Origin of the sequence: Micromonospora sp. NPDC005237 (genome assembly GCF_040607775.1) — a bacterium.
GTDB lineage: Bacteria > Actinomycetota > Actinomycetes > Mycobacteriales > Micromonosporaceae > Micromonospora.
This window is the reverse complement of sequence record NZ_JBEXHJ010000006.1, coordinates 258110-280051: the sequence shown is the minus strand read 5'-3', so window position 1 is coordinate 280051 and position 21942 is coordinate 258110. Positions and strand designations below refer to the sequence as shown.

The 21942-nt window shown below is 73.4% G+C and carries 21 protein-coding genes and 1 riboswitch; of the genes, 13 read left to right on the top strand and 8 right to left on the bottom strand.

What is annotated here, in order from left to right; genetic code table 11:
* The first annotated feature begins 25 nt into the window (after positions 1–25).
* Positions 26–637 (top strand): class F sortase, encoded by a 612-nt coding sequence (locus tag ABZT87_RS18540; protein WP_355136871.1) that lies wholly within the window; start codon positions 26–28, stop codon positions 635–637.
* A gap of 105 nt (positions 638–742) precedes the next feature.
* The gene (locus ABZT87_RS18535; protein WP_355068274.1) at positions 743–1849 is read left to right on the top strand and encodes a magnesium and cobalt transport protein CorA; all 1107 of its coding nucleotides are present in this window, start codon (positions 743–745) and stop codon (positions 1847–1849) included.
* Positions 1850–1900: 51 nt separating this feature from the next.
* Here the strand turns inward: ABZT87_RS18535 and ABZT87_RS18530 are convergent, their stop codons facing one another.
* Complete coding sequence (locus ABZT87_RS18530) at positions 1901–2611, bottom strand: MBL fold metallo-hydrolase (protein ID WP_355136869.1); 711 nt, start codon at positions 2609–2611, stop codon at positions 1901–1903.
* An 89-nt stretch (positions 2612–2700) separates the two neighbouring features.
* Here ABZT87_RS18530 and ABZT87_RS18525 point away from each other — a divergent pair, with 89 nt between their 5' ends.
* The gene (locus tag ABZT87_RS18525) at positions 2701–3471 is read left to right on the top strand and encodes an SGNH/GDSL hydrolase family protein (RefSeq protein ID WP_355137123.1); all 771 of its coding nucleotides are present in this window, start codon (positions 2701–2703) and stop codon (positions 3469–3471) included.
* A 44-nt stretch (positions 3472–3515) separates the two neighbouring features.
* Complete coding sequence (locus ABZT87_RS18520) at positions 3516–3935, top strand: YchJ family protein (protein WP_355136867.1); 420 nt, start codon at positions 3516–3518, stop codon at positions 3933–3935.
* A gap of 36 nt (positions 3936–3971) precedes the next feature.
* On the opposite strand, the gene ABZT87_RS18515 is transcribed toward ABZT87_RS18520, so the two are convergent.
* Entirely contained in the window at positions 3972–5291 is a 1320-nt protein-coding gene (locus tag ABZT87_RS18515; protein ID WP_355136866.1) for an MFS transporter, read from the bottom strand.
* A 209-nt stretch (positions 5292–5500) separates the two neighbouring features.
* Positions 5501–6577: a hypothetical protein gene (locus ABZT87_RS18510; protein WP_355136864.1), complete on the bottom strand. Its 1077-nt coding sequence runs from the start codon at positions 6575–6577 to the stop codon at positions 5501–5503.
* Positions 6578–6766: 189 nt separating this feature from the next.
* Here ABZT87_RS18510 and ABZT87_RS18505 point away from each other — a divergent pair, with 189 nt between their 5' ends.
* From ABZT87_RS18505 to ABZT87_RS18490, 4 genes are all read left to right on the top strand, one after another.
* Positions 6767–7897 carry an N-acetylmuramoyl-L-alanine amidase gene (locus ABZT87_RS18505; protein WP_354861263.1) on the top strand — a complete coding sequence of 377 codons (1131 nt, stop codon included), beginning with the start codon at positions 6767–6769 and terminating at the stop codon, positions 7895–7897.
* 146 nt (positions 7898–8043) lie between these two features.
* Positions 8044–9618 (top strand): FMN-binding glutamate synthase family protein, encoded by a 1575-nt coding sequence (locus ABZT87_RS18500; protein WP_355136862.1) that lies wholly within the window; start codon positions 8044–8046, stop codon positions 9616–9618.
* Positions 9619–10063: 445 nt separating this feature from the next.
* Positions 10064–10675, top strand: coding sequence for an N-acetyltransferase (locus ABZT87_RS18495; RefSeq protein WP_354861259.1), 612 nt, complete (start codon positions 10064–10066; stop codon positions 10673–10675).
* Entirely contained in the window at positions 10672–11253 is a 582-nt protein-coding gene (locus ABZT87_RS18490) for a GNAT family N-acetyltransferase (protein ID WP_355136860.1), read from the top strand. Before ABZT87_RS18495 ends, ABZT87_RS18490 begins: the two co-directional genes overlap by 4 nt.
* On the opposite strand, the gene ABZT87_RS18485 is transcribed toward ABZT87_RS18490, so the two are convergent.
* Positions 11148–12122: a YafY family protein gene (locus ABZT87_RS18485; RefSeq protein WP_355136858.1), complete on the bottom strand. Its 975-nt coding sequence runs from the start codon at positions 12120–12122 to the stop codon at positions 11148–11150. The genes ABZT87_RS18490 and ABZT87_RS18485 overlap by 106 nt on opposite strands.
* Before the next feature lie 94 nt (positions 12123–12216).
* Between ABZT87_RS18485 and ABZT87_RS18480 the strand changes: the two genes are divergently transcribed.
* The 3 genes from ABZT87_RS18480 to ABZT87_RS18470 all read left to right on the top strand — a co-directional run bounded on the left by ABZT87_RS18480 (position 12217) and on the right by ABZT87_RS18470 (position 14466).
* Complete coding sequence (locus ABZT87_RS18480; RefSeq protein ID WP_355137121.1) at positions 12217–12654, top strand: VOC family protein; 438 nt, start codon at positions 12217–12219, stop codon at positions 12652–12654.
* 57 nt (positions 12655–12711) lie between these two features.
* On the top strand, positions 12712–13899 hold the full coding sequence (gene dinB / locus ABZT87_RS18475; protein ID WP_355136856.1) for a DNA polymerase IV: 1188 nt from the start codon (positions 12712–12714) through the stop codon (positions 13897–13899).
* Between the two features lie 228 nt (positions 13900–14127).
* On the top strand, positions 14128–14466 hold the full coding sequence (locus tag ABZT87_RS18470) for a hypothetical protein (RefSeq protein WP_355136854.1): 339 nt from the start codon (positions 14128–14130) through the stop codon (positions 14464–14466).
* Positions 14467–14538: 72 nt separating this feature from the next.
* On the opposite strand, the gene ABZT87_RS18465 is transcribed toward ABZT87_RS18470, so the two are convergent.
* Positions 14539–15216, bottom strand: coding sequence for a transglycosylase family protein (locus ABZT87_RS18465; RefSeq protein ID WP_355136852.1), 678 nt, complete (start codon positions 15214–15216; stop codon positions 14539–14541).
* Positions 15216–15360: riboswitch (cyclic di-AMP (ydaO/yuaA leader) on the bottom strand. It overlaps the preceding gene by 1 nt.
* Positions 15361–15541: 181 nt before the next feature.
* Positions 15542–15721: a hypothetical protein gene (locus ABZT87_RS18460; RefSeq protein ID WP_355136850.1), complete on the bottom strand. Its 180-nt coding sequence runs from the start codon at positions 15719–15721 to the stop codon at positions 15542–15544.
* A 104-nt stretch (positions 15722–15825) separates the two neighbouring features.
* On the opposite strand from ABZT87_RS18460, the gene ABZT87_RS18455 reads away from it, so the two are divergent.
* Positions 15826–16314 (top strand): peptidoglycan-binding domain-containing protein, encoded by a 489-nt coding sequence (locus tag ABZT87_RS18455; RefSeq protein ID WP_355068690.1) that lies wholly within the window; start codon positions 15826–15828, stop codon positions 16312–16314.
* An 84-nt stretch (positions 16315–16398) separates the two neighbouring features.
* On the opposite strand, the gene ABZT87_RS18450 is transcribed toward ABZT87_RS18455, so the two are convergent.
* Entirely contained in the window at positions 16399–16800 is a 402-nt protein-coding gene (locus ABZT87_RS18450) for a peptidase inhibitor family I36 protein (RefSeq protein WP_354863346.1), read from the bottom strand.
* Positions 16801–16982: 182 nt separating this feature from the next.
* Here ABZT87_RS18450 and ABZT87_RS18445 point away from each other — a divergent pair, with 182 nt between their 5' ends.
* Positions 16983–19820 (top strand): BTAD domain-containing putative transcriptional regulator, encoded by a 2838-nt coding sequence (locus tag ABZT87_RS18445; RefSeq protein ID WP_355136848.1) that lies wholly within the window; start codon positions 16983–16985, stop codon positions 19818–19820.
* A 33-nt stretch (positions 19821–19853) separates the two neighbouring features.
* Here ABZT87_RS18445 and htpG read toward each other — a convergent pair whose 3' ends face one another.
* The gene (htpG, locus tag ABZT87_RS18440; RefSeq protein ID WP_355136846.1) at positions 19854–21770 is read right to left on the bottom strand and encodes a molecular chaperone HtpG; all 1917 of its coding nucleotides are present in this window, start codon (positions 21768–21770) and stop codon (positions 19854–19856) included.
* Between the last annotated feature and the right edge of the window lie 172 nt (positions 21771–21942).

Here is a 21942-nt window from a genome sequence, read left to right as displayed (position 1 = left end):
CGACGATCCCTACGGAGGTCAGCACGTGTGGAGGCGACGGACCCTGCCGGCGGTGGTCGCCCTGCTCGGCGTGTCCGGGCTGGGGCTGATCACCGTCGGCCTCACCGCCGAGCCGGCGCGTCCCCCACGCCCGCCGGTCGACGCGCCGACACACACCCGGCCCGCGCCGGACCTGGCCCCGCTGCCCCGCGCCGCGCCCGTCCGGGTCCAGATTCCGGCCATCGGTGTACGCGCGGAGATCGTCGCCGTCGGCGTGGACGCCGCCGGGGTGCTGGAAGTCCCCCCGCTGGACAAGCCGACCCTCGCCGGCTGGTACCGATACGGGGTCAGCCCCGGAGAGACCGGCAACGCCGTCCTGGTGGGACACGTCGACTCCCCGGCCGGCCCGGCGGTCTTCTTCGACCTGGGTCGACTGCGCGCCGGCCAGGAGATCCAGGTCACCCGCGCCGACGCGCGGGTCACCACGTTCACAGTGGACGGCGTCCACGCGTACCCCAAGGACCGCTTCCCCAGCGGCCTGGTCTACGGCCCGGCGGACGCCGCCGGGCTGCGCCTGATCACCTGCGGCGGCCGGTTCGACGACGCGACCGGCAACTACGTGGACAACATCGTCGTCTTCGCCACCCGCACCGCCTGAGCCGACGGCCCCCGCTGTCGGGAGCCGGACGCCGCTGGGCAGAATCCGGTGGCACCATGCCCTGCGAGCACCGTGGCCGCGTCGGTGCGCGGGAGGGGGCGCGTCGTGGATCAGCGAGCGGTACGGGACCGGGCCGGTCGAGGCGTACGCGCCCTGGCCCGGCGACTGCTCGGCCGCCCCGACGGCGACTCTCCCACGCCCCGCCGATCCAATCCGGACGCCGTGGTCGACTGTGCCGTCTACGTCAACGGCCGACGGGAGCCGGGCCGGCCGCACTACGCCGACGCGTACGCCCGTGCCCGCCGGGGCCGCGGCGCCTTCGTCTGGCTGGGGTTGCACGAGCCGGGGCCGGCCGTGCTCGCCGCCGTGGGGCGCACCTTCGGCCTCGACGAGCTGACCGTCGAGCAGGCGCTCGCCGACGGGCACCGGCCCACCGTGCAGCGGCACGGGCCGGTCACCCTGCTGGTGCTGCGCACCGCCGGGTACGTGGAGCACGCCGAGCTGACCGACACCTCCGAGGTGATCGACACCGGCGACGTGATGGTGCTGCTCGGCGACCGGTTCGCCGTCACCGTGCGGCACGGCGCCGCCGGTGCGCTGCGCGACGTCCGCGCCGACATCGAGCGCCGCCCCGCGCTGCTGGCCGCCGGACCCTGGGCGGTGGCGTACGCGGTCTGCGCCCGGATGGTCGACACGTACCTGGAGGTGGCCGGGCACGTGGAGCGGGACCTGGAGCGGGTCGAGGAGGCGGTGTTCGCCCGCGACCGTTCGGCCGACATCCAGCACATCTACCAGCTCAAGCGGGAGGTGGTGGAGTTCAAGCGGGCGGTGCTGCCCCTGCAGACGCCCATGCGGATGCTGCTCGACCCGGGCGCCGACGGGCCGCCGCGTGCCCTGCACCGCTGGTTCGTGGACGTGGACGGCCGGTTGGCCCGGGCGGTGGACCGGGTGGCGGCGTACGACGACCTGCTCACCTCGATCGTGCAGTCCCGGTTGGCGCAGCTCGCCGTCGAGCAGAACAACGACATGCGCAAGATCGCCGCGTGGGCGGCCATCGCGGCCACCCAGACCGGCATCGCCGGCGTCTACGGCATGAACTTCGACCACATGCCCGAGCTGGCGTGGCGCTACGGCTACGCCGGGGCCCTGGCCCTGATGGCGGCGGCGGCCCTCGCCCTGTACCGCCTGTTCCGCCGCTCCGGCTGGCTCTGAGCCGCGGCGCGATGGTGGGCATCGCGGCCGCGAGCGGTCAGCGCGGGCGGGTCAGCGCGGGCGGGTCAGGAAGGCGCGGATCCGCTCCCGCGGGCGGTCGGTCAGCTCCGGGCCGTGGGTGAACGCGGCGATGTCGTACTCCAGCTCCCCGAGCACGTGGGAGGTCTGCCGGGTCATCCGGAAATCGCTGCACAGCAACTTCGGTGACCAGCGGACGCCGAGCACGTTGAACAGCGCGTCCCCGGTGATCAGCAGTCGGGTCGGTTCGTGCAGCAGCGACACGTGACCGGGCGAGTGCCCGGGGGTGTGCACCACCCGCAGGCCGCCGCCGACGTCGAGCACGTCGCCGTCGGCGAGCGGCTGCGCCACCCGCACGGCGGGAAACCGGCCGCCGGCCACCCGGGTGAAGAACCGGCCGCCGGTCACCGCCGGGTCTGCGGGCGGGTTGTGGCCGGCCTCGGCGTACGGGATGTCGTCGGCGTGCGCGGCCACCGGGGCGCCGGTGCGGCGGGCCAGTTCGGCCGCGCCACCCGCGTGGTCCGGGTGCGCGTGCGTCAGCACGATCCGGGTGACGTCGGCCGGCACCTTGCCCATCGCGGCCAACCCGCGCACGATCCGGGCCGGCGCTTTGGCCAGCCCGCAGTCGACGAGCGTGACACTGCCGTCGTCGTCGACGAAGGCGTACGAGTTGACGGCCGAACGCCCCACGGTGGGGATCCGCCAGACGTTCGGGGCGAGCGATATCGCGGGGGAACGCGTCATGGCGCGAGTCTAGGGAGAATCGTCAACCATCACTGCCCGTCGACCACCGGCCCGCCACCGTCCGGGCGGGGGCTAACCTCGCCCGGGTGATGTGGCAGCGGTACGTGGCGATCGGCGACAGCACCACCGAAGGGCTCGACGATCCGGACGACGCCGGCGGCTACCGGGGCTGGGCCGACCGGTTCGCCCTGGCGGTGGCGTGCGCCCAGGGCGGCCTGGAGTACGCGAACCTGGCCATCCGTGGCCGGACCACCGCGCGGATCCGCGCCGAGCAGCTCCAGCCGGCCCTCGATCTCGCCCCCGACCTGGCCACCGTAGTCGCCGGCATGAACGACGTGCTGCGCCCCTCCTTCGACGCGGACCAGGTCGCCGAGGACGTCGCGGCGATGCAGCGGGCGCTCGTCGGGCAGGGCGCCACCGTCCTGACCTTCACCATGCCGGACCCGGCGCCGGTGATGCCGCTGGCCCGGCCGCTGCGGGGCCGGATGCTGGCACTCAACGAGGCCCTGCGCGCGGCCACCGCGCAGACCGGGGCCACGCTGCTCGACCTGGGAGCGCATCCGGTCTCCTCCGATCCACGGCTGTGGAGCGACGACCGGCTGCACGCCAACAGCGCCGGGCACGCGCGGATCGCCGCCGCGCTGGCGTACACCGCCGGTCTGCCCGGGTTCGACGACTCCTGGACGGCGCCGCTGCCGCCGGCGCCGCTGCGACGCCGCGCCGAGGTGCTCGGCGCCGAGCTGGCCTGGGCCCGCCGGCACCTGCTGCCCTGGGTGGCCCGGCACCTGCGCGGCCGGTCGTCCGGGGACGACCGGGTCGCGAAACGGCCGGTCCCCCTGCCGGTGGCGCTGGACGGCTGACGGCCGGCCGCTCGGGGCGCCCGGCGGTGCGGCAGGATGGCGGGATGGGCAGGGGTACGGGTGGCCGGCGGGCGAACGCGACGACCGGACGGGTCTGCCCGTGCGGCTCCGGCCAGGCGTACGCCGACTGCTGCTCCCCGCTCCACGGCGGTACCGCCCAGGCGCCGACGGCCGAGGCGCTGATGCGCTCCCGGTTCAGCGCCTTCGCCCTCGGCGACGCCGACTACCTGCTGCGCAGTTGGCACTCGTCGACCCGACCCGCTCGACTGGAGCTGACCCCGGGGCAGCGGTGGACCCGGCTGGAGATCGTCGAGACCGGGCGCGGCGGTCTGCTCGACGCCACCGGCACGGTGACGTTCCACGCCCACTACCGCGAGGCGGGTCGGCCGGGCACGCTGACCGAGCACAGCCGGTTCGTCCGCGAGGCCGGCCACTGGGTCTACCTCGACGGCGACCAGCCCTGACACCTGAGCCGCGAGGTCATCGTGGGGATCCAGCCGTCACGGTGTCGGTCCGGAGTGTTGCCGGCGGGCCAGCAGCGCCAGCGCCACCACGAGGTACGCCCCGGCCGCCGCCGCGAACGCCACCGCGTTGCCGGCCGCCGTGGCGACGAGACCGTAACCGGCGTACGTCCCGATGATCAGCAGGTCGGTGGCCATCCCGGCCAGCGAGGTGACGGTGGCCCGACTGGTGCCGGTGATCCGGGCCTGCAACCGCGCGTCGGCCAGCACGGTGGCCAGTTGCGCGGCGCCGAACGCCACCGCGAGCAGCACGAAACCCGCCGGGTGCCGGACCAGAGCGCCCCCGGCCAGCGCGACGGCGACCAGGCCGAGCAGCACGGCGTAACCCCGGTGGCCCAGCCGCTCCCCCGCCGGGGCGAGCAGCCCACCGACGGTGACACCGGCCCACAGCAGCAGGAGCAGCAGCGGCACGGCCTGCGCGCCGACGCCGGTGTCCACGGCCAGCAGCGGCGTGTACTCGTCCAGCGCGCCCCAGTCGGCGGCCACCACAGCGACCAGCAGGACGGCCGCCCGCACGGGAGGCCGGGAGCGGACCTGCGTCACACCGGCCCGCAGCGTGTCCCACCAGGTCAGGTCGCCGTCGTCGTCCGGTGTCGCCGACTCGGGCGGGTGATCGCCGCGCAACGCGGCGACGGGCGGCACGGCAACCGCCGGGTCGTACGCCGGTGGCGGCGGGTCGTGCGCGGGCGGTGACGGTGACGCGCCGGGCGGCGGGCGGTGCTCGGGAAAGCGGGCCGCGACGGCGGCGGCGAGCAGGCAGGCGAGCACGCTGGCCGCGCCGACCGCCGGGTACCCGCCGATGGCGAGCACCGGGCCGGCGAGCACCCCGGTGACCACCACGCCCAGCACACCCGCCGTCCGGGCTCGACCGAGCACCCGGGCGTACCGGCCGACGGCGCCGAGCCGGTCCAGTTCGGTCCAGACCAGCGCCTCCAGGGCGCCGGACACCAGCGCCCCGCCGGCGCCCCACAACAGGAACCCGACCGCGAAGGCCGGGTACGACGGGATCAGCACCCACAGCGCGTAGCCGGCGGCGGTCACCAGCGGGGCGAGGCGCAGCAGCAGCCGGCGCGACACCGCGTCGGCCCACGCGCCGGACGGCACCTCGAACAGGATGCCGGCGGCCGACCAGATGACGAACAGCGACGAGATCTGCCCCACCGACAGGCCGGTGTCGGCGAAGAGCACCACGTACAGCGGGTAGAGCAGGACGAGGTCACTGAGGAACGCGTACCCGTAGAGGGTCACCGACAGCCGGCGGACCGCCGGGTCGGGCACGCGCGAGGCGAGGTGGGTCATGGGGCCTTCCCGTGGGAGTGGAGACGGACACCGGACGTGCGGTGCCCGTGGCGGTCCACGGGTGCGGCCTACGGCGTTGGATCAATGTCGCCAGGTCATGTCGGCGATGGTAGACCGGCGTCAGGGTGCCGGCCAGCGCTTTCGGCGTGCCGGCGCGACGGGAGCGGGGCGGGATCCGCGTGGATCCCGCCCCGCCGTCGCGCCGAGGTTCAACGCCGGTGGGGATCCACCGGCGGGATGACCGTCGTGGTCTCGCTGTCGTCGCTGCTGCTGCGCTGGCCCGGAACCCCGCCGCTGATCACCTGGGTCGTGTCGGCGTCACGGTGGGGATCCACCACCTGCGTGGTGTCCGGGTCGGTCGAACGGGCCACCACCTGCGTGGTGTCGTCGACGCTGTCGGCGGGACGGGTCACCACCTGCGTGGCCTCCGGGTCGGACGGCCGGGTCGTCACCTGCGTCGCGTCCGCCTCGGCGGGACGGGTCACCACCTGCGTGGCCTCCGGGTCGGACGGCGGGGTCGTCACCGGGGTGACGTCCGCGTCGGCGCGGGCGGCCGTCGAGCGGGCCAGTTCGGCCTCGGCGTCGCGGCGACCGGCCCGGTAGGCGCGGGCGTGCGTGGCGATCAGCTGCGACTCCTGCTCGGCGCGGGTCAGCCACGCCTCCCAGCGACTCTGCATCGGACGGATGAGGCCGCCACCGACCCCGACGACGAGGATGCCGCCCACAGTGGCCAGCACCGCGATCAGCACCGGGGTGGTGACCGCGGTGGCCACGCCGATCTGGTTCAGCGCCGCGATGACGCCCAGGCCGAGGATGAACACCGAGGCGATACCGGCCAGCACCCGACCGTACGACAGCCCGCCGAGCGCGCCGCTGATGATGTCCTTGACGGCGTTGGCGATGGCGGCGGCGACCACGACGATGACGATCGCGACGAAGGCGCGAGGCAACCACGCGACCACGGCCGTGATCAGGTCGGAGATCGGGTTGGGCCCCCAGATGCCGAAGGCGAGTTGCAGGGTGAGCAGCAGCACCGCGTAGTAGACGAGCTTCGCGACGATGTCGCTGGCGTCGTACCGGGAGCGGTTCAGGGCCCGGCGGATGCCGCCGCGCTCGACGGCGCGGTCGAAGCCCACGCGTTCGAGGACCTTCTCCACGATCTTCAGTACGGCCTTGGCGATCAGCCAACCGGCCACCAGGATCGCCAGGAAGGCGACGGCCTTGGGCAGGAAGAGCATCACCGAGCGAAGGGCGTCGCCCACCGCGTCGCTGACGTTGTCACTCATAGGGTCGTTCCTCCATGCGGAGCAGCCGGGATGGTAGGCCACCGACCTACCCCCACCAGCGGACGGGGAAACGCCGCTCCCGCTCGGAGGGTCTAGCGCGCGGACGAGTCTTGGCAATATTCTCCGGAGTACGTGCGGCCACTGGAGCTACTTTTCATCCCCCCGCCGTCGGCCGCAGGAGGAGATGTCATGCACGTCGACCATTCCGAAGTGGACCGCCGAACGCTGCTGCGGGCCGGTCTCGGCGCGGCCACGGTCGCCGTCGTCGGAAGCGAACTCGCCTTCTCGGGCGCGGCGCAGGCCGCTCCCGGCACCGACCTGGACTGGATCATCAGCTGCGACGAGTGGGCCGCCCGCCCGCCGAAGGACCCGCTGTCGGTCAGCGCCATCCCCACCAACAAGATCATCGTGCATCACATGGCGTTCCCGAACGTCACCGACTACTCCCGCGAGCAGGCGGTCAAGCTGGCCCACGACTGCCAGGACCTGCACATCGACGGCAACGGCTGGTCGGACACCGGCCAGCACTTCACGGTGAGCCGCGGCGGCTACGTGCTGGAGGGCCGCCGGGGCAGCCTGGAACGCCTCGAAGCGGGCGACCGCCAGATGATCTCGGCGCACTGCCCGGGCGAGAACGGCCGGGCCATCGGCATCGAGAACGAGGGCACGTACGTCACCGAGACTCCACCGGAGGCGCTGACCGACTCGCTGGTCAAGCTCTGCGTGGCCATCTGCCGGCAGTACGGGCTGCACGCTTTCGACATCTTCGGCCACTGGGACTTCCGCACCACCGACTGCCCGGGCGCGGCGTTCTACCGGCAGTTCCCGCAGCTGCGGCGGCGGGTCCACGCGGCCCTCGGCACCAAGCTGGGTGACGTGCCGGCCCGCCGCTGGCCGGATCTGTGGCGGTTCGTCAACTCGCCGTCGGTCCGGGTGGTGCAGCACCTGCTGGCCTACCGGGGCTACGCCGTGACGGTCAGCGGCACGTTCGACGCCGCGACCGTGGCCGCCGTGCAGGACTGGCAGGCCCGCAACGGCATCGCCGTGGACGTGGACGCCACGCTCACCACGCCGACCTGGGAGACCCTGGCGCCCGAGCTCGACCAGCACGCCGCCGGCGCGCCGGTCACGGCCGTCCAGGAGATCCTCGCGACCAAGGGGTACGCGGTCACCGTCACCGGCGCGTACGACCACGCCACCCGCGGGGCCGTGCAGGACCTGCAGGCGCTGCACGGGCTGCCCCGCAACGGCAAGCTCAGCACGAGCACGTGGTGCGCGATCGTCGGCGGCACGGTCCGCCAGTCGTTCACGCACCACTGACCCTCCGCCGGAGGCGGCGCGGGGTGATCCCGTGCCGCCTCCGCCGCGGGCGGACGCTGGTCAGCAGTACGCACCCGGGGCCTGAGCAGCGCAATGTCGCCGGCGCGTCGGTTTGGCCGGCGGCGCGGGCGGAAAGGTTGCCGAGCATGACATGGGCCCGTCGAGCCGTACCCGCCGTCGCCGCCGCCGCCGCGGCACTCGCCGCGCGGGATCTGATCCAGCGCGACCACGCGCTGCTGCGCAACTTCCCGGTGCTCGGCCGCGCCCGGTACCTGCTGGAGGCCATCGGGCCGGAGCTTCGGCAGTACATCGTGGCCGGCAACGACGAGGAACGCCCGTTCACCCGCGACCAGCGTCGCTGGGTGTACGCGTCGGCGAAGCAGGAGAACAACTACTTCGGCTTCGGCACGGACAACGACATCGAGCACACGCCCGGCTACCCGATCATCAAGCACCGCACGTTCGGCCGGGCCGTGCCGCCGTCGTCCCCGACGGCCGGACACGACGTACGGCTGCCGTGCGCGAAGGTGCTGGGCGCGGCGCGGGATCGGGCACGCGCGTTCCGACCGGAGTCGGTGGTCAACATCTCCGGGATGAGCTTCGGCTCGCTCTCCGGCAACGCCATCACCGCCCTGAACAAGGGGGCCGCGCTCGCCGGGTGCCTGCAGAACACCGGCGAGGGTGGCCTGTCGCCGTACCACCGCAACGGTGGTGAGCTGGTCTTCCAGCTCGGCACGGCGTACTTCGGCTGCCGCGACGAGCACGGCCGGTTCAGTCTCGACCGGCTGAAGGACCTGGTCGCCGGCGCCCCCGTCCGGGCCTTGGAGATCAAGCTGAGCCAGGGCGCCAAACCGAGCCTCGGCGGGCTGCTGCCCGGGGCGAAGGTGTCCGCCGAGATCGCCGCCACCCGGGGCATCCCGGCCGGGCAGGACTGTGTGAGCCCGTCGCGGCACGCCGAGTTCTCCGACTGCGACAGCCTGCTCGACTGGGTGGAGCTGCTGGCCGCCGAGACGGGCCTGCCCGTCGGCATCAAGTCGGCGGTCGGCGACCTCAGCTTCTGGCAGGAGCTGGCCAGCCTGATGCGGGACACCGGCCGGGGCGTCGACTTCATCACGGTCGACGGCGGCGAGGGCGGCACCGGCGCCGCGCCGCTGATCTTCACCGACTCGGTGTCGCTCCCGTTCCAGCAGGGCTTCTCCCGGGTCTACAAGGTCTTCGCCGAACACGACCTGCACGAGCAGGTGGTGTTCGTCGGCAGCGGCAAGCTCGGCCTGCCGGACAACGCCATCGTGGCGTTCGCGCTCGGCTGCGACATGGTCAACGTCGGTCGGGAGGCGATGCTGTCGATCGGCTGCATCCAGGCGCAGAAGTGCCACACCGACACCTGCCCCACCGGGGTGGCGACGCAGAACGCCTGGCTGGCCCGGGGCCTCGACCCGACGCTCAAGTCCGTCCGGGCGGCCAACTACCTGCGGACGCTGCGCCGGGACCTGACCAAGGTCGCCGAGGCGTGCGGCGTCGAACACCCCGGCCTGATCGGCACGGACGCCGTGGAGATCCTGGACGGCCGCACCGGCTCCACCCCACTGCACGAGGTGTACGGCTACCGACCGCACTGGGGCCTGCCCTCGCCGGCCGACCAGAAGGAGATCATCCGGCTGATGGCCCCGGAGTCGCCCCGGGGCGGCAGCGCCCCTCCGTCGGCGACCGCCGTCGGCTGAGGGCGGCGGAATCAGACGCGGCCCACCGCTCGGGGCGGCCATGACTCCGACGAGCGGTATACCTATGGGTCATATTTATGACTCACAGGTATATGGCTCTGCCGCATCATGCCCACCGGTCGCGCTGCCGGACCGCGCGGGTCGCGCGCGGCGCCTCCGGAGCGCGGCGGAGCGGGGTCGCGCAGATCGCGCGCGGCGCCTCCGGAGCGCGGCGGAGCGGGGCCGCGCAGGTCACGCGCGGCGCCTCCGGAGCGCGGCGGAGCGGGGCCGCGCAGGTCACGCGCGACGCCTCCGGAGCGCGGCGGAACGGGGTCGATGTCGCTTCGCCCGGCACGACGGTCGCGTTGGGCAGCATCCGGATCGACGGGCCGGGGCATTCGTCATCGGCGATCGCCGACCGGTAAACGCGTGGAGCTGCTGCCGGCGACACCCGTATCGTGGCGCGGTGCTGATCAGACGCGAGACCCCCGCCGACGTCGACGCCATCCGCGCGGTGCACGCCGCCGCCTTCGCCAAGACCACGGACGACGCCGCGCCGGTCGAGGCGACGCCGGTCGACACACCGCAAGTCGAGGCGACGCCAGTCGACGCACCGCAAGTGGACACACCGCAAGTCGAGGCGACGCCGGTCGAGGCGACGCTTGTCGACGCGCTGCGGGCCGACGAGGGCTGGCTGCCCGCGTACTCCCTGGTGGCGACCGATTCGGACGGCCAGGTGGTGGGGCACGTGGTGGCCACCCGCGGCCGGGTGGGCGGTGAGCCGGTGGCGTTGGGCCTGGGGCCGCTCGGCGTGCTTCCCGCGTGGCAGCGTCGCGGTGTCGGCACGGCGTTGATGCACGCGGTGCTCGGCGCGGCCGACGCCCGCGACGAACCCCTCGTGGTGCTGCTCGGGCATCCCGAGTACTACCCGCGCTTCGGGTTCCGGCCCGCCGTCGAGTTGGGCGTCACCCCGCCACAGCCGTGGGGTGCGCGGTACTTCATGGCCCGGCCGCTGAACGCGTGGCGCGAGTCGATCCGGGGCGAGTTCCGCTACGCCCGCCCCTTCGACGACCTGTGAACCCACCGCGCGTCCGCCGCCGGCGTGCCGCCGACCTCGACGGCTGCGTCGCGGCGCTCGCCGACGTCCACCGGGTGGACCGCTATCCGCTGAACTGGCCGGCCGACCCGCACCGCTGGCTGCGCGAGCCGCGCCCGGCGCGCGCCTGGGTCGCCGTCGACACCGCTGGAACGATCGTCGGACACGTCGCGGTGCACCGCCTGCCCGACCCGGCGGACGAGCCGCGCGCCGATCCGACGGCCGAGGTGGCTCGGCTCTTCGTGGCGCCGGCCGCCCGCGGGCTGGCGCTGGGCAGCACTCTGCTGGCCCGGGCACGGCACTGGGCGGACGCGCGCGGGGTGCGTCTGGTGCTCGAGGTGGTCGCCGACGGCGCCGCGGCCGTCGCCCTGTACGAGCGCACCGGATGGCGGTACACGGGCAGCAGCACGGCATCGTGGACCGCCCCGGACGGCAGCCCGGTGTCGCTGCGGCGTTACACCGTGCGCTCCGACGCCGACCCGGCCATCGCCGCGAGCCGGCGGGCGAGCAGGGCGGCGGCCTCGCGCAGCTCCGCGGGCTCCACCACCTCCACCTCGTAGCGCAGGCGGGCGATGTGCGCGGCGAGCCCGTCCAGGCTGTCGCCGCCGACGACGAGCACGCACCAGCCGTCGCGACCGGCCTCGACGCGTCCCACCTGTGGTGGGACCGCCTCGCGCACGCGCTCGGGCGGGGCGTGCACCCGCACCCGGGCGAGATACCGGTAGGGCGCGTCGGTCACCGACCGCTGCACGAAGGCGATCGGATCCGGATGGTCACGCGCCGGGAAGCGCCAGGTCGTCGCCACCGTGGCCCGCATCCGGTCCAGGCGGAACGTACGCCAGTCGTCGCGATCGACGTCCCAGGCCATCAGATACCAGCGACGGCCGGTGGTGACCATCCGGACCGGCTCGACCGTCCGCTCCCGCTCACCGCTGTCGCGGCCGGCGTAGTGGAACCGCACCCGCACCGCGTCACGACAGGCACGGGCGAGTGTCACCAGCAGCTCCGCGTCGATCTCGACCACCGGGCCGATGAGCGTCTCCGTCCAGCCGTGCACCGCTCGCACCTCGGCGCGCAGCCGCGCCGGCATCACCTGGTCGAGTTTCGTGAGTGCCCGCAGGGCCGCCTCGGCTGCCCCGGCGACCGTGCCTCCCGACGCCAGTCGCAGGGAAACCGCCGTAGCGATCGCCTCCTCGTCGTCGAGAAGCAGCGGCGGCAGCCGGGTGCCCGCGCCGAGCCGGTAGCCGCCGCCAACGCCAACCGACGCCTGGACGGGATATCCGAGTGCGCGCAGCCGTTGCACGTCACGGCGCACACAGCGGTCGGTGACACCCAGCTCGGCGGCGAGTTCGGTGGCCGTCCACGACGACCGCCGCTGCAACAGGGCCAGCATCCGCAGCACCCGCTCCGTCGTCGCCTCCACCGTCACCCGCCGATCGTTGCACGAATAGCGGAACGATCCTGTCCGCCAGGCACGAGAGGGTGGCGGCATGACCAGCCAGACCAGGAAAGAGGGAGCTGTCATGGCCCGCGAGGTGCAGATAACGTTCGACGCCGCCGACCCGGCCAGCCTGGCGGCGTTCTGGGCCGAGGCCCTCGACTACGAGTTGCAGGGGCCGCCCGGGGACTTCGACTCGTGGGACGCCGCACTGGACGCGATCGGTGTGCCGCCGGAGCGCCGCAACGACGCGTCCGCGGTGGTCGACCCCAAGGGTGCGGGGCCGCGCCTGTTCTTCCAGCGCGTGCCGGAGGGCAAGCAGGCCAAGAATCGCGTGCACATCGACGTGCGGGCCGCCCCCGGGCTCACGGGTGACGACCGGATGGCGGCCCTGGAGGCGGAGGCCGAACGGCTCGTCGCCCGCGGCGCCACCCGCCTCGCACGGCACGAGCCCGCTCCCCCGCTCGGCGCCGGTCACCTCGTGCTCGCCGACCCCGAGGGCAACGAGTTCTGCCTCGACTGATCGGGCGTTCGCCCAGCTCACTGCCGCGATGGTCGGGCGTCGTGCGAACATGTGTACGTGTCGACCGGCGCCCACATCCTGCACGCCGACCTGGACGCCTTCTACGCGTCCGTCGAGCAGCGCGACGACCCGCGCCTGCGGGGGCGGCCGGTGATCGTCGGCGGTGGTGTGGTGCTCGCCGCCAGCTACGAGGCGAAGGCGCGGGGCGTCCGCAGCGCGATGGGTGGCCAACAGGCGCGCAGGCTGTGCCCGGACGCCATCGTGGTGCCGCCCCGGATGGCGGCGTACACGCAGGCCAGCCGGGCCGTGTTCGAGATCTTCCGGCAGACCACGCCGCTGGTCGAGGGGCTCTCCATCGACGAGGCGTTCCTCGACGTGGGCGGCCTGCGGCGGCTGGTCGGCGCACCGGCCGACATCGCCGAGCGGCTGCGCCGGGAGGTCCGCGACCGGGTCCGCCTGCCGATCACGGTGGGCGTGGCCCGGACGAAGTTCCTGGCCAAGGTGGCCAGCGGGGTGGCGAAACCGGACGGGCTGCTTGTCGTCGCCCCCGACGCCGAGGTGGAGTTCCTGCACCCGCTGCCGGTGGAGCGGCTGTGGGGCGTCGGCCCGGTCACCGCGGCCAAGCTGCGGGAGCGCCGGATCCGTACCGTCGGGGAGGTGGCCCGGCTCGGCGAGGCCGCGCTGGTGTCCCTGCTCGGGGCGGGTGCCGGCCGGCACCTGCACGCCCTGGCCCACATGCGCGACCCCCGGTCGGTGCAGGTCGGCCGCCGCCGGGGCTCGATGGGCGCGCAGCACGCGTTGGGACGTACCCCGCATGCCCCGGCGGAGCTGGACGCCATCCTGGCCGGCCTGGTCGACCGGGTCACCCGACGGATGCGGGCGGCCGGGCGGTCCGGGCGCACGGTGGTGCTGCGGCTGCGCTTCGGCGACTACACCCGGGCCACCCGCTCGCACACCGTCCGCAAGGCGACCGCGGACACCGTGCCGCTGCTCGCCGCCGCGCGGGCGTTGCTGCGAGCCGCGCTACCGGAGATCGACAGGCGGGGCGTCACCCTGGTCGGCGTCTCAGTGGGCAACCTCGACGACAACCCGGTGCAGCCGGAACTGCCGTTCCAGGCCGACCCCGGGGCCGACCTGGACGCCGCGGTGGACGCGGTCCGCGACCGGTTCGGCTCCTCGGCGCTCACCCGGGCGGTCCTGCTGGGCCGGGAGCCGGGCGTCGAGATGCCGCTGTTGCCGGACTGACGGCACGACGCACTGCCCGCCCGGCTGTCGTCAGGACCGCGAGGTCGCGGTGTTGCTCAGATGACGGCCGACATGTCCGATGCGGCCGGGGTCGCGCGGCGGGGCCGCCTCGCGGGGCCGCATCGGCGCTGCCACGCAGATCACAGCAGGTGGGGGGTTTTGCCGGCGGTGCGAGTGGAGAGGTTTCGGGGAATCAGCCTGACAGGGGGGACCACCATGTCCGACGACATGAGCAACCGTGCGAGCCGGCGTGCCGAGCGTCCGCGCGACGTGACCGATCCGCTGCTCTGGCAGCTCGCGCTCGACGTGCTGGCCGCACACGAGTCGGACGAGGAGGGCGCGTGCCGCAACCTGCTCTGCGCCGGCCAACCCTGGCCGTGTGCGGCGCGCAGCACCGCTGAACAGTCGCTCCGGCTGGCCCGTCGGGCGGACGACACACCGCCCACAGCCGCCCCGCAGCGACCCGACGCCGCCACGTCGACCGGCCGGTCCCCGGAGCGGGCTTCGGCTCCGCGGCAGACCCGTACCACCGGGTCGCTGTCGACGGCGACCGCCTCGGCCGCCTGACGCCCACCCGCCTGCACGACATGCCAGCGGGCGCTCGACCGGAATCCGGTCGAGCGCCCGCTGCTGGTGCTCTTACAGGCTGAGCCGCTGGCCCGGGAGAATCAGACCCGGGTCGGCGCCGATCAGCTGCCGGTTGCGCTCGTACAGGGCCTGCCAGCCGCCGGCCTGGCGGTGGCTGTCGGCGATCTCCGACAGGGTGTCCCCCGGCTTGACCACATACGTGTCGCCGCTGGCCGCCGGGGCGGTGCGCTCGTGGTTGCGGGTCGCCGGCTGGTCGCCGCGCGACGACCGCTCCTTCGGGGCGGTGGACCGGTCCTTCCCGGCGGTGGACTTCGACGACTTCGCGGTCGACTTCGTCGAGGACTTCGTGGCGGAGCCGCCCGACGAGCCGCCCTTGCGGCCGCAGGTCGGCCACGCGCCGATGCCCTGCCCGTCGAGCACCTTCTCGGCGATGGCGATCTGCTCGCCGCGGCTCGCCAGGTCGGCACGGGCGGCGTACTTCTTGCCGCCGTAGCCGGCCCAGGTGCCCTGGGAGAACTGCAACCCGCCGTAGTAGCCGTTACCGGTGTTGATCTTCCAGTTGCCGCCGGACTCGCACTTGGCGATCGCGTCCCAGTTGACACCGGCCTGGGCCGGGGCCGCGGGGCCGAAGAGGGCGACGGCGCCGGTGATCGCGCCGACGGCCAGGGTGCCGACGGCGACGCGGCGGGTGGTGACCCGTCGATGACGGGGCGTGTGGACAGACGTCATGTGTGGTTCCTCCACGCCGGCGAGGTGAGCTGTCGGGTTCGGGCCGAGGAGCCCGGCCGCGCGGTGGCGGCTTCACCCCGAGGTGACATGCACCGAGGAACGTGGGTCCCCCGCTCCTGCCCGGGGTTCTGGTATCCGACGACCGGGGGCAGGATTTGGCGTTGCCGGTCGTGGCGTCCACGGTGGTGGACTCGATCGACGGTAGGCACGGTCGGTGACCCTCGCCCAACGCTTGTGAACTTGTTCACCGGCGCACGCGCGGCGCCTCTGCCAGCGGTTGCGGACCACGCGCGGCTGTGCACCGACCATCATGGACCGATTCCGATCAGGCCCGGATGTCACCGCCCGTACGCAGCCAGGCGATGGTGCGACGGAGCAGTTCGAGGTGAGGAACGGGCCGATCGGCGGGTGGTGGGAGCGGCCGTGCTCCCAGGAGGCGCCGATCGTGGCACGCCAGCTCGGCGTGCGGTCCCTGCCCGCTGAAGATCACGGCGTCGACGGGCATCGGCGCTCCTGGGAATTGACGTTCGGGCAGGAAACCATAGATCGACGGCCGCGATGCTCGGAAGCACACCGGGTCGACCCCGGCAACCTTCCCAGGAGGAGAGCATGCCGATCCACCGGAGCCGCATCGGCCGCCGCAGCGCCGCCGCCACCCTCGTGACCGTCCTGGCCAGCGCCGGCCTGACCCTGCTCGCACCGACCGCCGCGCACGCGTCCAGCCCCTGCACCAGCCTGACCTTCTACCGGGTCGGCGGCTATCCGGGCGGCGCGGACATGCACGTGCCGACCGTTGGTTGGCAGACCGGGAACAAACAGTGCTATCTCACCTACGGCCACTCGGGCTCGGCGGTGCTGGTGCTTCAGGAGGCGCTGAACAACTGCTACTCGCGCTCACTGAGCCTCGACGGCAACTACGGCCCGAAGACCCGCGACGCCGTCCGGTACGCCCAACACAAGATCAACGAAGACATCGTGTACGCGAACATCGCCGAGGACGGCGAGTACGGCCCGCAGACCCGGGCGTACATGGGCTTCGCGATCTTCGGGGTCAACGGCGGCCCGGTCATCCCGAACGTCTGCTACTACCCGGGCTGAGCCGCGTGACGGCGCCGGTCGGAGTCCCCCGTGGAATTCCGACCGGCGCCGTCGTGCACCCCCCTGCCCGCTTCGGTCCGCGGATCAGCAGACCCGGACCGCCTCGATCCGCTGGTTCCAGTTCCCCCCGATCGCGGCCGAGTCGTACGCCAGGTTCGCCCGGTAGCCGTAGGCGTGCTGGTAGCCGAGCAGGCCGGTGGCGTTGGCGTTGTCCCAGAAGGTGGAGACGGTGCCGGACGGTCGGTTGTTGATGATCGACTGGGTCCTGTTGCGGAAGTACGAGGGCAGCCCGACGTCGTTGCAGCCGTTGTACGGCCCGTCGAGCAGGAAGATGTCCCCGCTGAAGTTGGTCCCGGCGTACAGGCAGAGCAGACCCGAGGGGCAGGCGTAGTTGGCCTGGGCCGGGCTCGGGGCGACGCCGAGCGCGGCGCCCACGGCAACCACGCCGAGCAGGGCGGACGTGAACCTTCGCAGAGCACTTCGCACGATGGTGACCTCCGGTGTCGTCACGACCGGAACAGGCCGTGAGTCGAATTGCCGACATCGCATTGATTGATGCCGCTGTGCCAACGATGATCTGCGCGGCAGGTCGACGAATTCCTGCCGGAACCTCAATCCGGCCGTCCGTCGGCGGATTGTCCGACTGGCGATGCGGCGAGCGGCGGTTCATGGAGATTCGGGTCCTCGGGCCGGTCGAGGTCTGGGCGGACGGCCGCCTGGTCGACGCCGGAGCAGCCCGCCAGCGCGCCGTCCTGGCCGCGCTGGCGGTCGACGTCGGCCGACCGGTCCATGTGGAGTCGCTGGTGGACCGGGTCTGGGGCGACACGCCACCGCCCAGGGTTCGCCACAACCTGCACGTCTACCTCGCCCGGCTCCGCCGCGTGCTGGCCGACGCGGGCGCACCGGACGCGCTGGTACGACGCTCCGGCGGGTACCTGCTGGACCAGCCACCGGAGACAGTGGACGGCCCGCACTTCGACGTGCTGCGACACCGGGCCGATGGACTGGTTGACGACGACCCCGAGCGGGTGGAGCTGTTGCGCCGGGCGCTGGAGCTGTGGCGCGGCGAGCCGCTGGCCGGGCTGCCCGGCGAGTGGGCGGCCCGGGTCCGGCAGGACTGGCACCGCCGGCACACCGACACCGCCGTGCAGTGGGCCCGCGGCCTGCTGCGGCGGGGCGAGCCGGAAGCGGTCATCGACCCGCTGACCCGGCTCGCCGACGACCACCCCCTGGACGAACCGGTCGCCGCCGTGCTGCTGCACGCGCTGGCCGCGGCCGGTCGCGGCGCACAGGCGCTGGCGTACTACGCCCGGCTGCGGGACCGGCTCGCCGACGCGCTCGGCGCGGACCCGGGCGTCGAGCTCCGCCAGCTGCACCAGGCCATCCTGCGCGGTGAGATCACCGTGCCCACTCCCGGACCGTCCCCCGCCCCCACCGGAGCGGGCCACGTCGCCAGGCCGCACCCGGAGCGCCCGATCCCGGCGCAGTTGCCGTCGGATGTCCGGGGTTTCGCCGGGCGCGGTCCGGAGCTGGCCCGTCTGGACGCGCTGCGGGCGTCCGCCGAGGCGCAACCCGGGGCGGTCCCGCTGGCGGTGCTCTCCGGGGCGGGCGGGGTGGGCAAGACGGCGCTCGCCGTGCACTGGGCGCACCGGGCCGCCGGACACTTCCCCGACGGGCAGCTCTACGCCAACCTGCAGGGCTACAGCCACAGCGGTGTGGTGCGCAGCCCGGAGCAGGTGGTCCGGGGTTTCCTGGCCGCGCTCGGGGTGCCGCCGCGGGAGGTGCCGGCGGATGAGCAGGCACAGACCGCGCTGTACCGGAGTCTGCTCGCCGGTCGGCGGATGCTGGTGCTGCTCGACAACGCCCGGGACGCGGCGCAGGTCCGGCCGCTGCTGCCGGGCGCCGCCGGCTGCCTGGTGCTGGTGACCAGCCGGGATCGGCTCACCGGGCTGGTGGCCACCGAGGGCGCCGAGGCGGTCGTGCTGGATCTGCTCACCGCCGAGGACGCGCAGGCCCTGCTCTACGCGCGGATCGGGGCGCGGGCGAGGGTCGAGCGGGCCGCCGTCGACGAGCTGGTCCGACTCTGCGACCGGCTGCCACTGGCCCTGGTCGTGGTGGCGGCCCGGGCGGTGGTCCGGCCCCAGCTGCCCCTGACCGAGTTGGGCGCGCAGCTCCGGGCCGACGGCCGGCTGGACGGACTGGACACCGGAGAGCACGAGAGCAGTGTGCGGGGGGCGCTGTCCTGGTCGTACCGGCTGTTGTCGGCGTCGACCGCGCGGCTGTTCCGGCTGGTCGGGGGAAGTACGGACGTGACGGTGAGTACGGCGGCCGCGGTCAGTCTCGCCGGCGGCGGTCGACGGGCCGTCCGGGCGGCGTTCGCCGAGCTGGCCGACGCGCATCTGGTGTTGGAGCGCGGCCCGGACCGGTACGCGATGCACGACCTGTTGCGGGCCTTCGCGGCCGAGCTGTCCGCCGAACACGATCCGGCCGGCGACCGGGCCGAGGCGCGCGGCCGGCTCTTCGACCACTACCTGCACAGCGCGCACGGCGCGGCCGTGTTGCTGCACCCGCACTGGGATCCGATCACCCTCGCCCCGGCCGTCGCCGGCGTCCGGGCGGAGAAGTTCGGCGACCATGACGAGGCAATGGCCTGGTTCACGCGCGAGCGCGACGTGCTGATCGCGCTTGTCGAACGATGCTCCGCCAGCGGGTTCGACCGACACGCCTGGCAGCTGGCCTGGAGCCTGACCAGTTTCCTGGACCGGCAGGGCGGCTGGCACGACCAGTTGGCGGTGCAGCGTACGGCGCTGGCGGCGGCGCGGCGCGGCGGCGAGGTGGCCGGGCAGGCGCACGCGCACCGCAGCCTGGCCCGGGCGCACGCCCGCCTGGGTCGGCTCGACGAGGCGCCCGGTCAGCTCCAGCGGGCGCTGGAGCTGTTCCGCGAGCTGGGCGACCCGGCCAACCAGGGGCACACCTGCCTCGACCTCGCCGAGGTGGCCGACCGCGAGGGCCGGCGTGCCGAGGTGGTCGAGCATGCCGAGGCGGCGTTGGCGCTGTACCGCGAGGCGGGCCACCGCTACGGGCAGGCGATGGCGTTGAACGCGGTCGGCTGGTATCGGGCCCAGCTCGGCGCGCACGACGCCGCGGTGGAGGCGTGCCAGCAGGCGCTGGAGCTGCTGCGCGAGTTCGACGACCGGCAGGGCCAGGCGCCCACCTGGGACACCCTCGGCTACGCGCAGCACCGCGCGGGACGACCCGCGGAGGCGGTGGCCGCGTACCGGCACGCGGTTGAGCTGTACCGGGAGTTCCGGGACCGGTACTACGAGGCGGACACGCTGACGCACCTCGCGGAGGCGTTGGCCGACGTCGGCGACCCGGCGGAAGCGGCGCGAAGTTGGCGGACGGCGCTGGGCATCCTCGACGAACTCGGGCACCCGGACGCCGAGGGGGTCCGCCGTCGGCTGGCGGACGCCAACGCAACCGGACCGGCCGGCGGGGCCCGCTGATCGGGCGACCCGCCGGCCGGAGGGGTCGAACGGCTACAGGGTGCGCGCCAGCCGATCGGCGAGCGTACGGGTGAACCGGGCAGGGTCGGCCAGCTCACCGCCCTCGGCGAGCACCGCCAGGCCGTACAGCAGCTCGGCGGTCTCGGTCAGGGTCTCGGTGGAGTCGCCCTGCTCGTGAGCCTTGCGCAGCCCGGTGACCAGCGGGTGACCGGGGTTGATCTCCAGGATGCGCTTGGCCGAGGGGACGTCGTGCCCCATCGCCCGGTACATCTTCTCCAGCGTCGGCGTGAGGTCGTGCGCGTCGCCCACCACACAGGCCGGTGAGGTGGTCAGCCGCGACGAGAGGCGGACCTCCCGGACGCTGTCGGCGAGGGTGGTGCCCAGCCACTCCACCAGCGCGGCGAACTCCTGCCGCTGCTGCTCGCGCTCGGCCTCGGCCTGCTGCTTCTCCTCGTCGGTGTCCAGGTCGACCTGGCCCTTGGCGATCGAGCGCAGCGGCCGGCCATCGTACTCGCCGACCCGCTCGACCCACACCTCGTCGACCGGGTCGGTGAGCAGCAGCACCTCGTGGCCCTTGGCCCGGAACGCCTCCAGGTGCGGGGAGTTCTCGATGGTGGCGCGGGAGTCGCCGGTGGCGTACCAGATGTCGCTCTGGCCGTCCTTCATGCGCGCGACGTAGCCGGCCAGGTCGGTGGGCTCCGCCGCGTCGTGGGTGGAGGCGACCGACAGGATCTCCAGCAGGGAGTCCCGGTTGTCGGTGTCGTCGATCAGCCCTTCCTTGACCACGGCGCCGAACTCGGTCCAGAAGGTGCGGTAGCGCTCGGGGTGGTTGGCCTTGAGGTCCTTGACCGTGGCGAGGACCTTGCGGACCAGGCGGCGGCGGACGATCTGGATCTGCCGGTCCTGCTGGAGGATCTCGCGGGAGATGTTCAGCGACAGGTCGTGCGCGTCGACGACGCCCTTGACGAAGCGCAGGTAGGTGGGGACCAACGCCTCGCAGTCGTCCATGATGAACACGCGCTTGACGTAGAGCTGGACGCCGCGCCGGCCCTGCGGGGAGAAGAGGTCCAGCGGGGCGTGACTGGGCAGGAACAGCAGCGCCTCGTACTCGAAGGTGCCCTCGCCCTTCATGTGCACGACCTCGAGCGGGTCGGCCCAGTCGTGGCTGACGTGCTTGTAGAACTCGTTGTACTCGGCGGCGTCGACCTCGTCGCGGGGACGCGCCCAGAGCGCCTTCATGGAGTTGAGGGTCTGCACCTCGCTGGTGGCGGCCTCGCCGTCGGCGCCGGGACGCTCGACGCGCATCCGGATCGGCCACGCGATGAAGTCGGAGTACCGCTTGACGATCTCGCGGATGGTCCACTCGGCGGTGTAGTCGTGCAGGTTGTCCTCGGTGTCGACCGGCTTGAGGTGCAGGGTCACCGTGGTGCCCTGCGGCGCCTCGTCGACCGCCTCGATCGAGTACGTGCCCTCGCCGGTGGACTCCCAGCGGGTGCCGCCGGTCTCGCCGGCCTTGCGGGTCAGCAGGGTGACCCGGTCGGCGACCATGAACGCGGCGTAGAAGCCGACGCCGAACTGGCCGATGAGGTCCTGCGAGGCGTGGGCGTCGGAGGCTTCGCGCAGCTGGCGCAGCAGCTCGGCGGTGCCGGACTTGGCGATCGTGCCGATCAGCCGGACCACCTCGTCGCGGGTCATCCCGATGCCGTTGTCCCGCACGGTAAGCGTGCGGGCGTCCCGGTCGACCTCGATGGCGACGTGCAGGTCGTCGGTGTCGGCGACGAGATCCTTGTCGACGAGCGTCGCCAGCCGCAGCTTGTCCAGGGCGTCGGACGCGTTCGAGATGAGTTCCCGCAGGAAGACGTCCTTGTTCGAATAGATCGAGTGGACCACCAACTGGAGGAGCTGACGCGCCTCGGCCTGGAACTCCAACGTCTCGGCCTGGTTGCTCACACCGTCTCCCTTCTCGGCTCGTGCGGAGGTTCGCGCAAAGGATACGAGTCGTCACCGCCGCGGTCGTGCCCGCGTCCGGGTCGTATTCCCGATCCGCGGGGTGCCCGCGGTGACATAGCTGACTTTGCTCAACAGAAGTCAGCCGGATAGCGTTCCGGTCAGCAATCGACCT

Bases quoted from the DNA above. Each gene is read 5' to 3' on its own strand.
- ABZT87_RS18515 (WP_355136866.1), bottom strand. From the start codon at position 5,291: ATGACCCACCTCGCCTCGCGCGTGCCCGACCCGGCGGTCCGCCGGCTG.
- ABZT87_RS18500 (WP_355136862.1), top strand. From the start codon at position 8,044: ATGACATGGGCCCGTCGAGCCGTACCCGCCGTCGCCGCCGCCGCCGCG.
- ABZT87_RS18465 (WP_355136852.1), bottom strand. From the start codon at position 15,216: ATGACGTCTGTCCACACGCCCCGTCATCGACGGGTCACCACCCGCCGC.
- ABZT87_RS18470 (WP_355136854.1), top strand. From the start codon at position 14,128: ATGAGCAACCGTGCGAGCCGGCGTGCCGAGCGTCCGCGCGACGTGACC.
- ABZT87_RS18455 (WP_355068690.1), top strand. From the start codon at position 15,826: ATGCCGATCCACCGGAGCCGCATCGGCCGCCGCAGCGCCGCCGCCACC.
- ABZT87_RS18445 (WP_355136848.1), top strand. From the start codon at position 16,983: ATGGAGATTCGGGTCCTCGGGCCGGTCGAGGTCTGGGCGGACGGCCGC.
- ABZT87_RS18520 (WP_355136867.1), top strand. From the start codon at position 3,516: ATGGGCAGGGGTACGGGTGGCCGGCGGGCGAACGCGACGACCGGACGG.
- ABZT87_RS18505 (WP_354861263.1), top strand. From the start codon at position 6,767: ATGCACGTCGACCATTCCGAAGTGGACCGCCGAACGCTGCTGCGGGCC.
- ABZT87_RS18480 (WP_355137121.1), top strand. From the start codon at position 12,217: ATGGCCCGCGAGGTGCAGATAACGTTCGACGCCGCCGACCCGGCCAGC.
- ABZT87_RS18510 (WP_355136864.1), bottom strand. From the start codon at position 6,577: ATGAGTGACAACGTCAGCGACGCGGTGGGCGACGCCCTTCGCTCGGTG.
- ABZT87_RS18460 (WP_355136850.1), bottom strand. From the start codon at position 15,721: ATGCCCGTCGACGCCGTGATCTTCAGCGGGCAGGGACCGCACGCCGAG.
- ABZT87_RS18525 (WP_355137123.1), top strand. From the start codon at position 2,701: ATGTGGCAGCGGTACGTGGCGATCGGCGACAGCACCACCGAAGGGCTC.
- ABZT87_RS18530 (WP_355136869.1), bottom strand. From the start codon at position 2,611: ATGACGCGTTCCCCCGCGATATCGCTCGCCCCGAACGTCTGGCGGATC.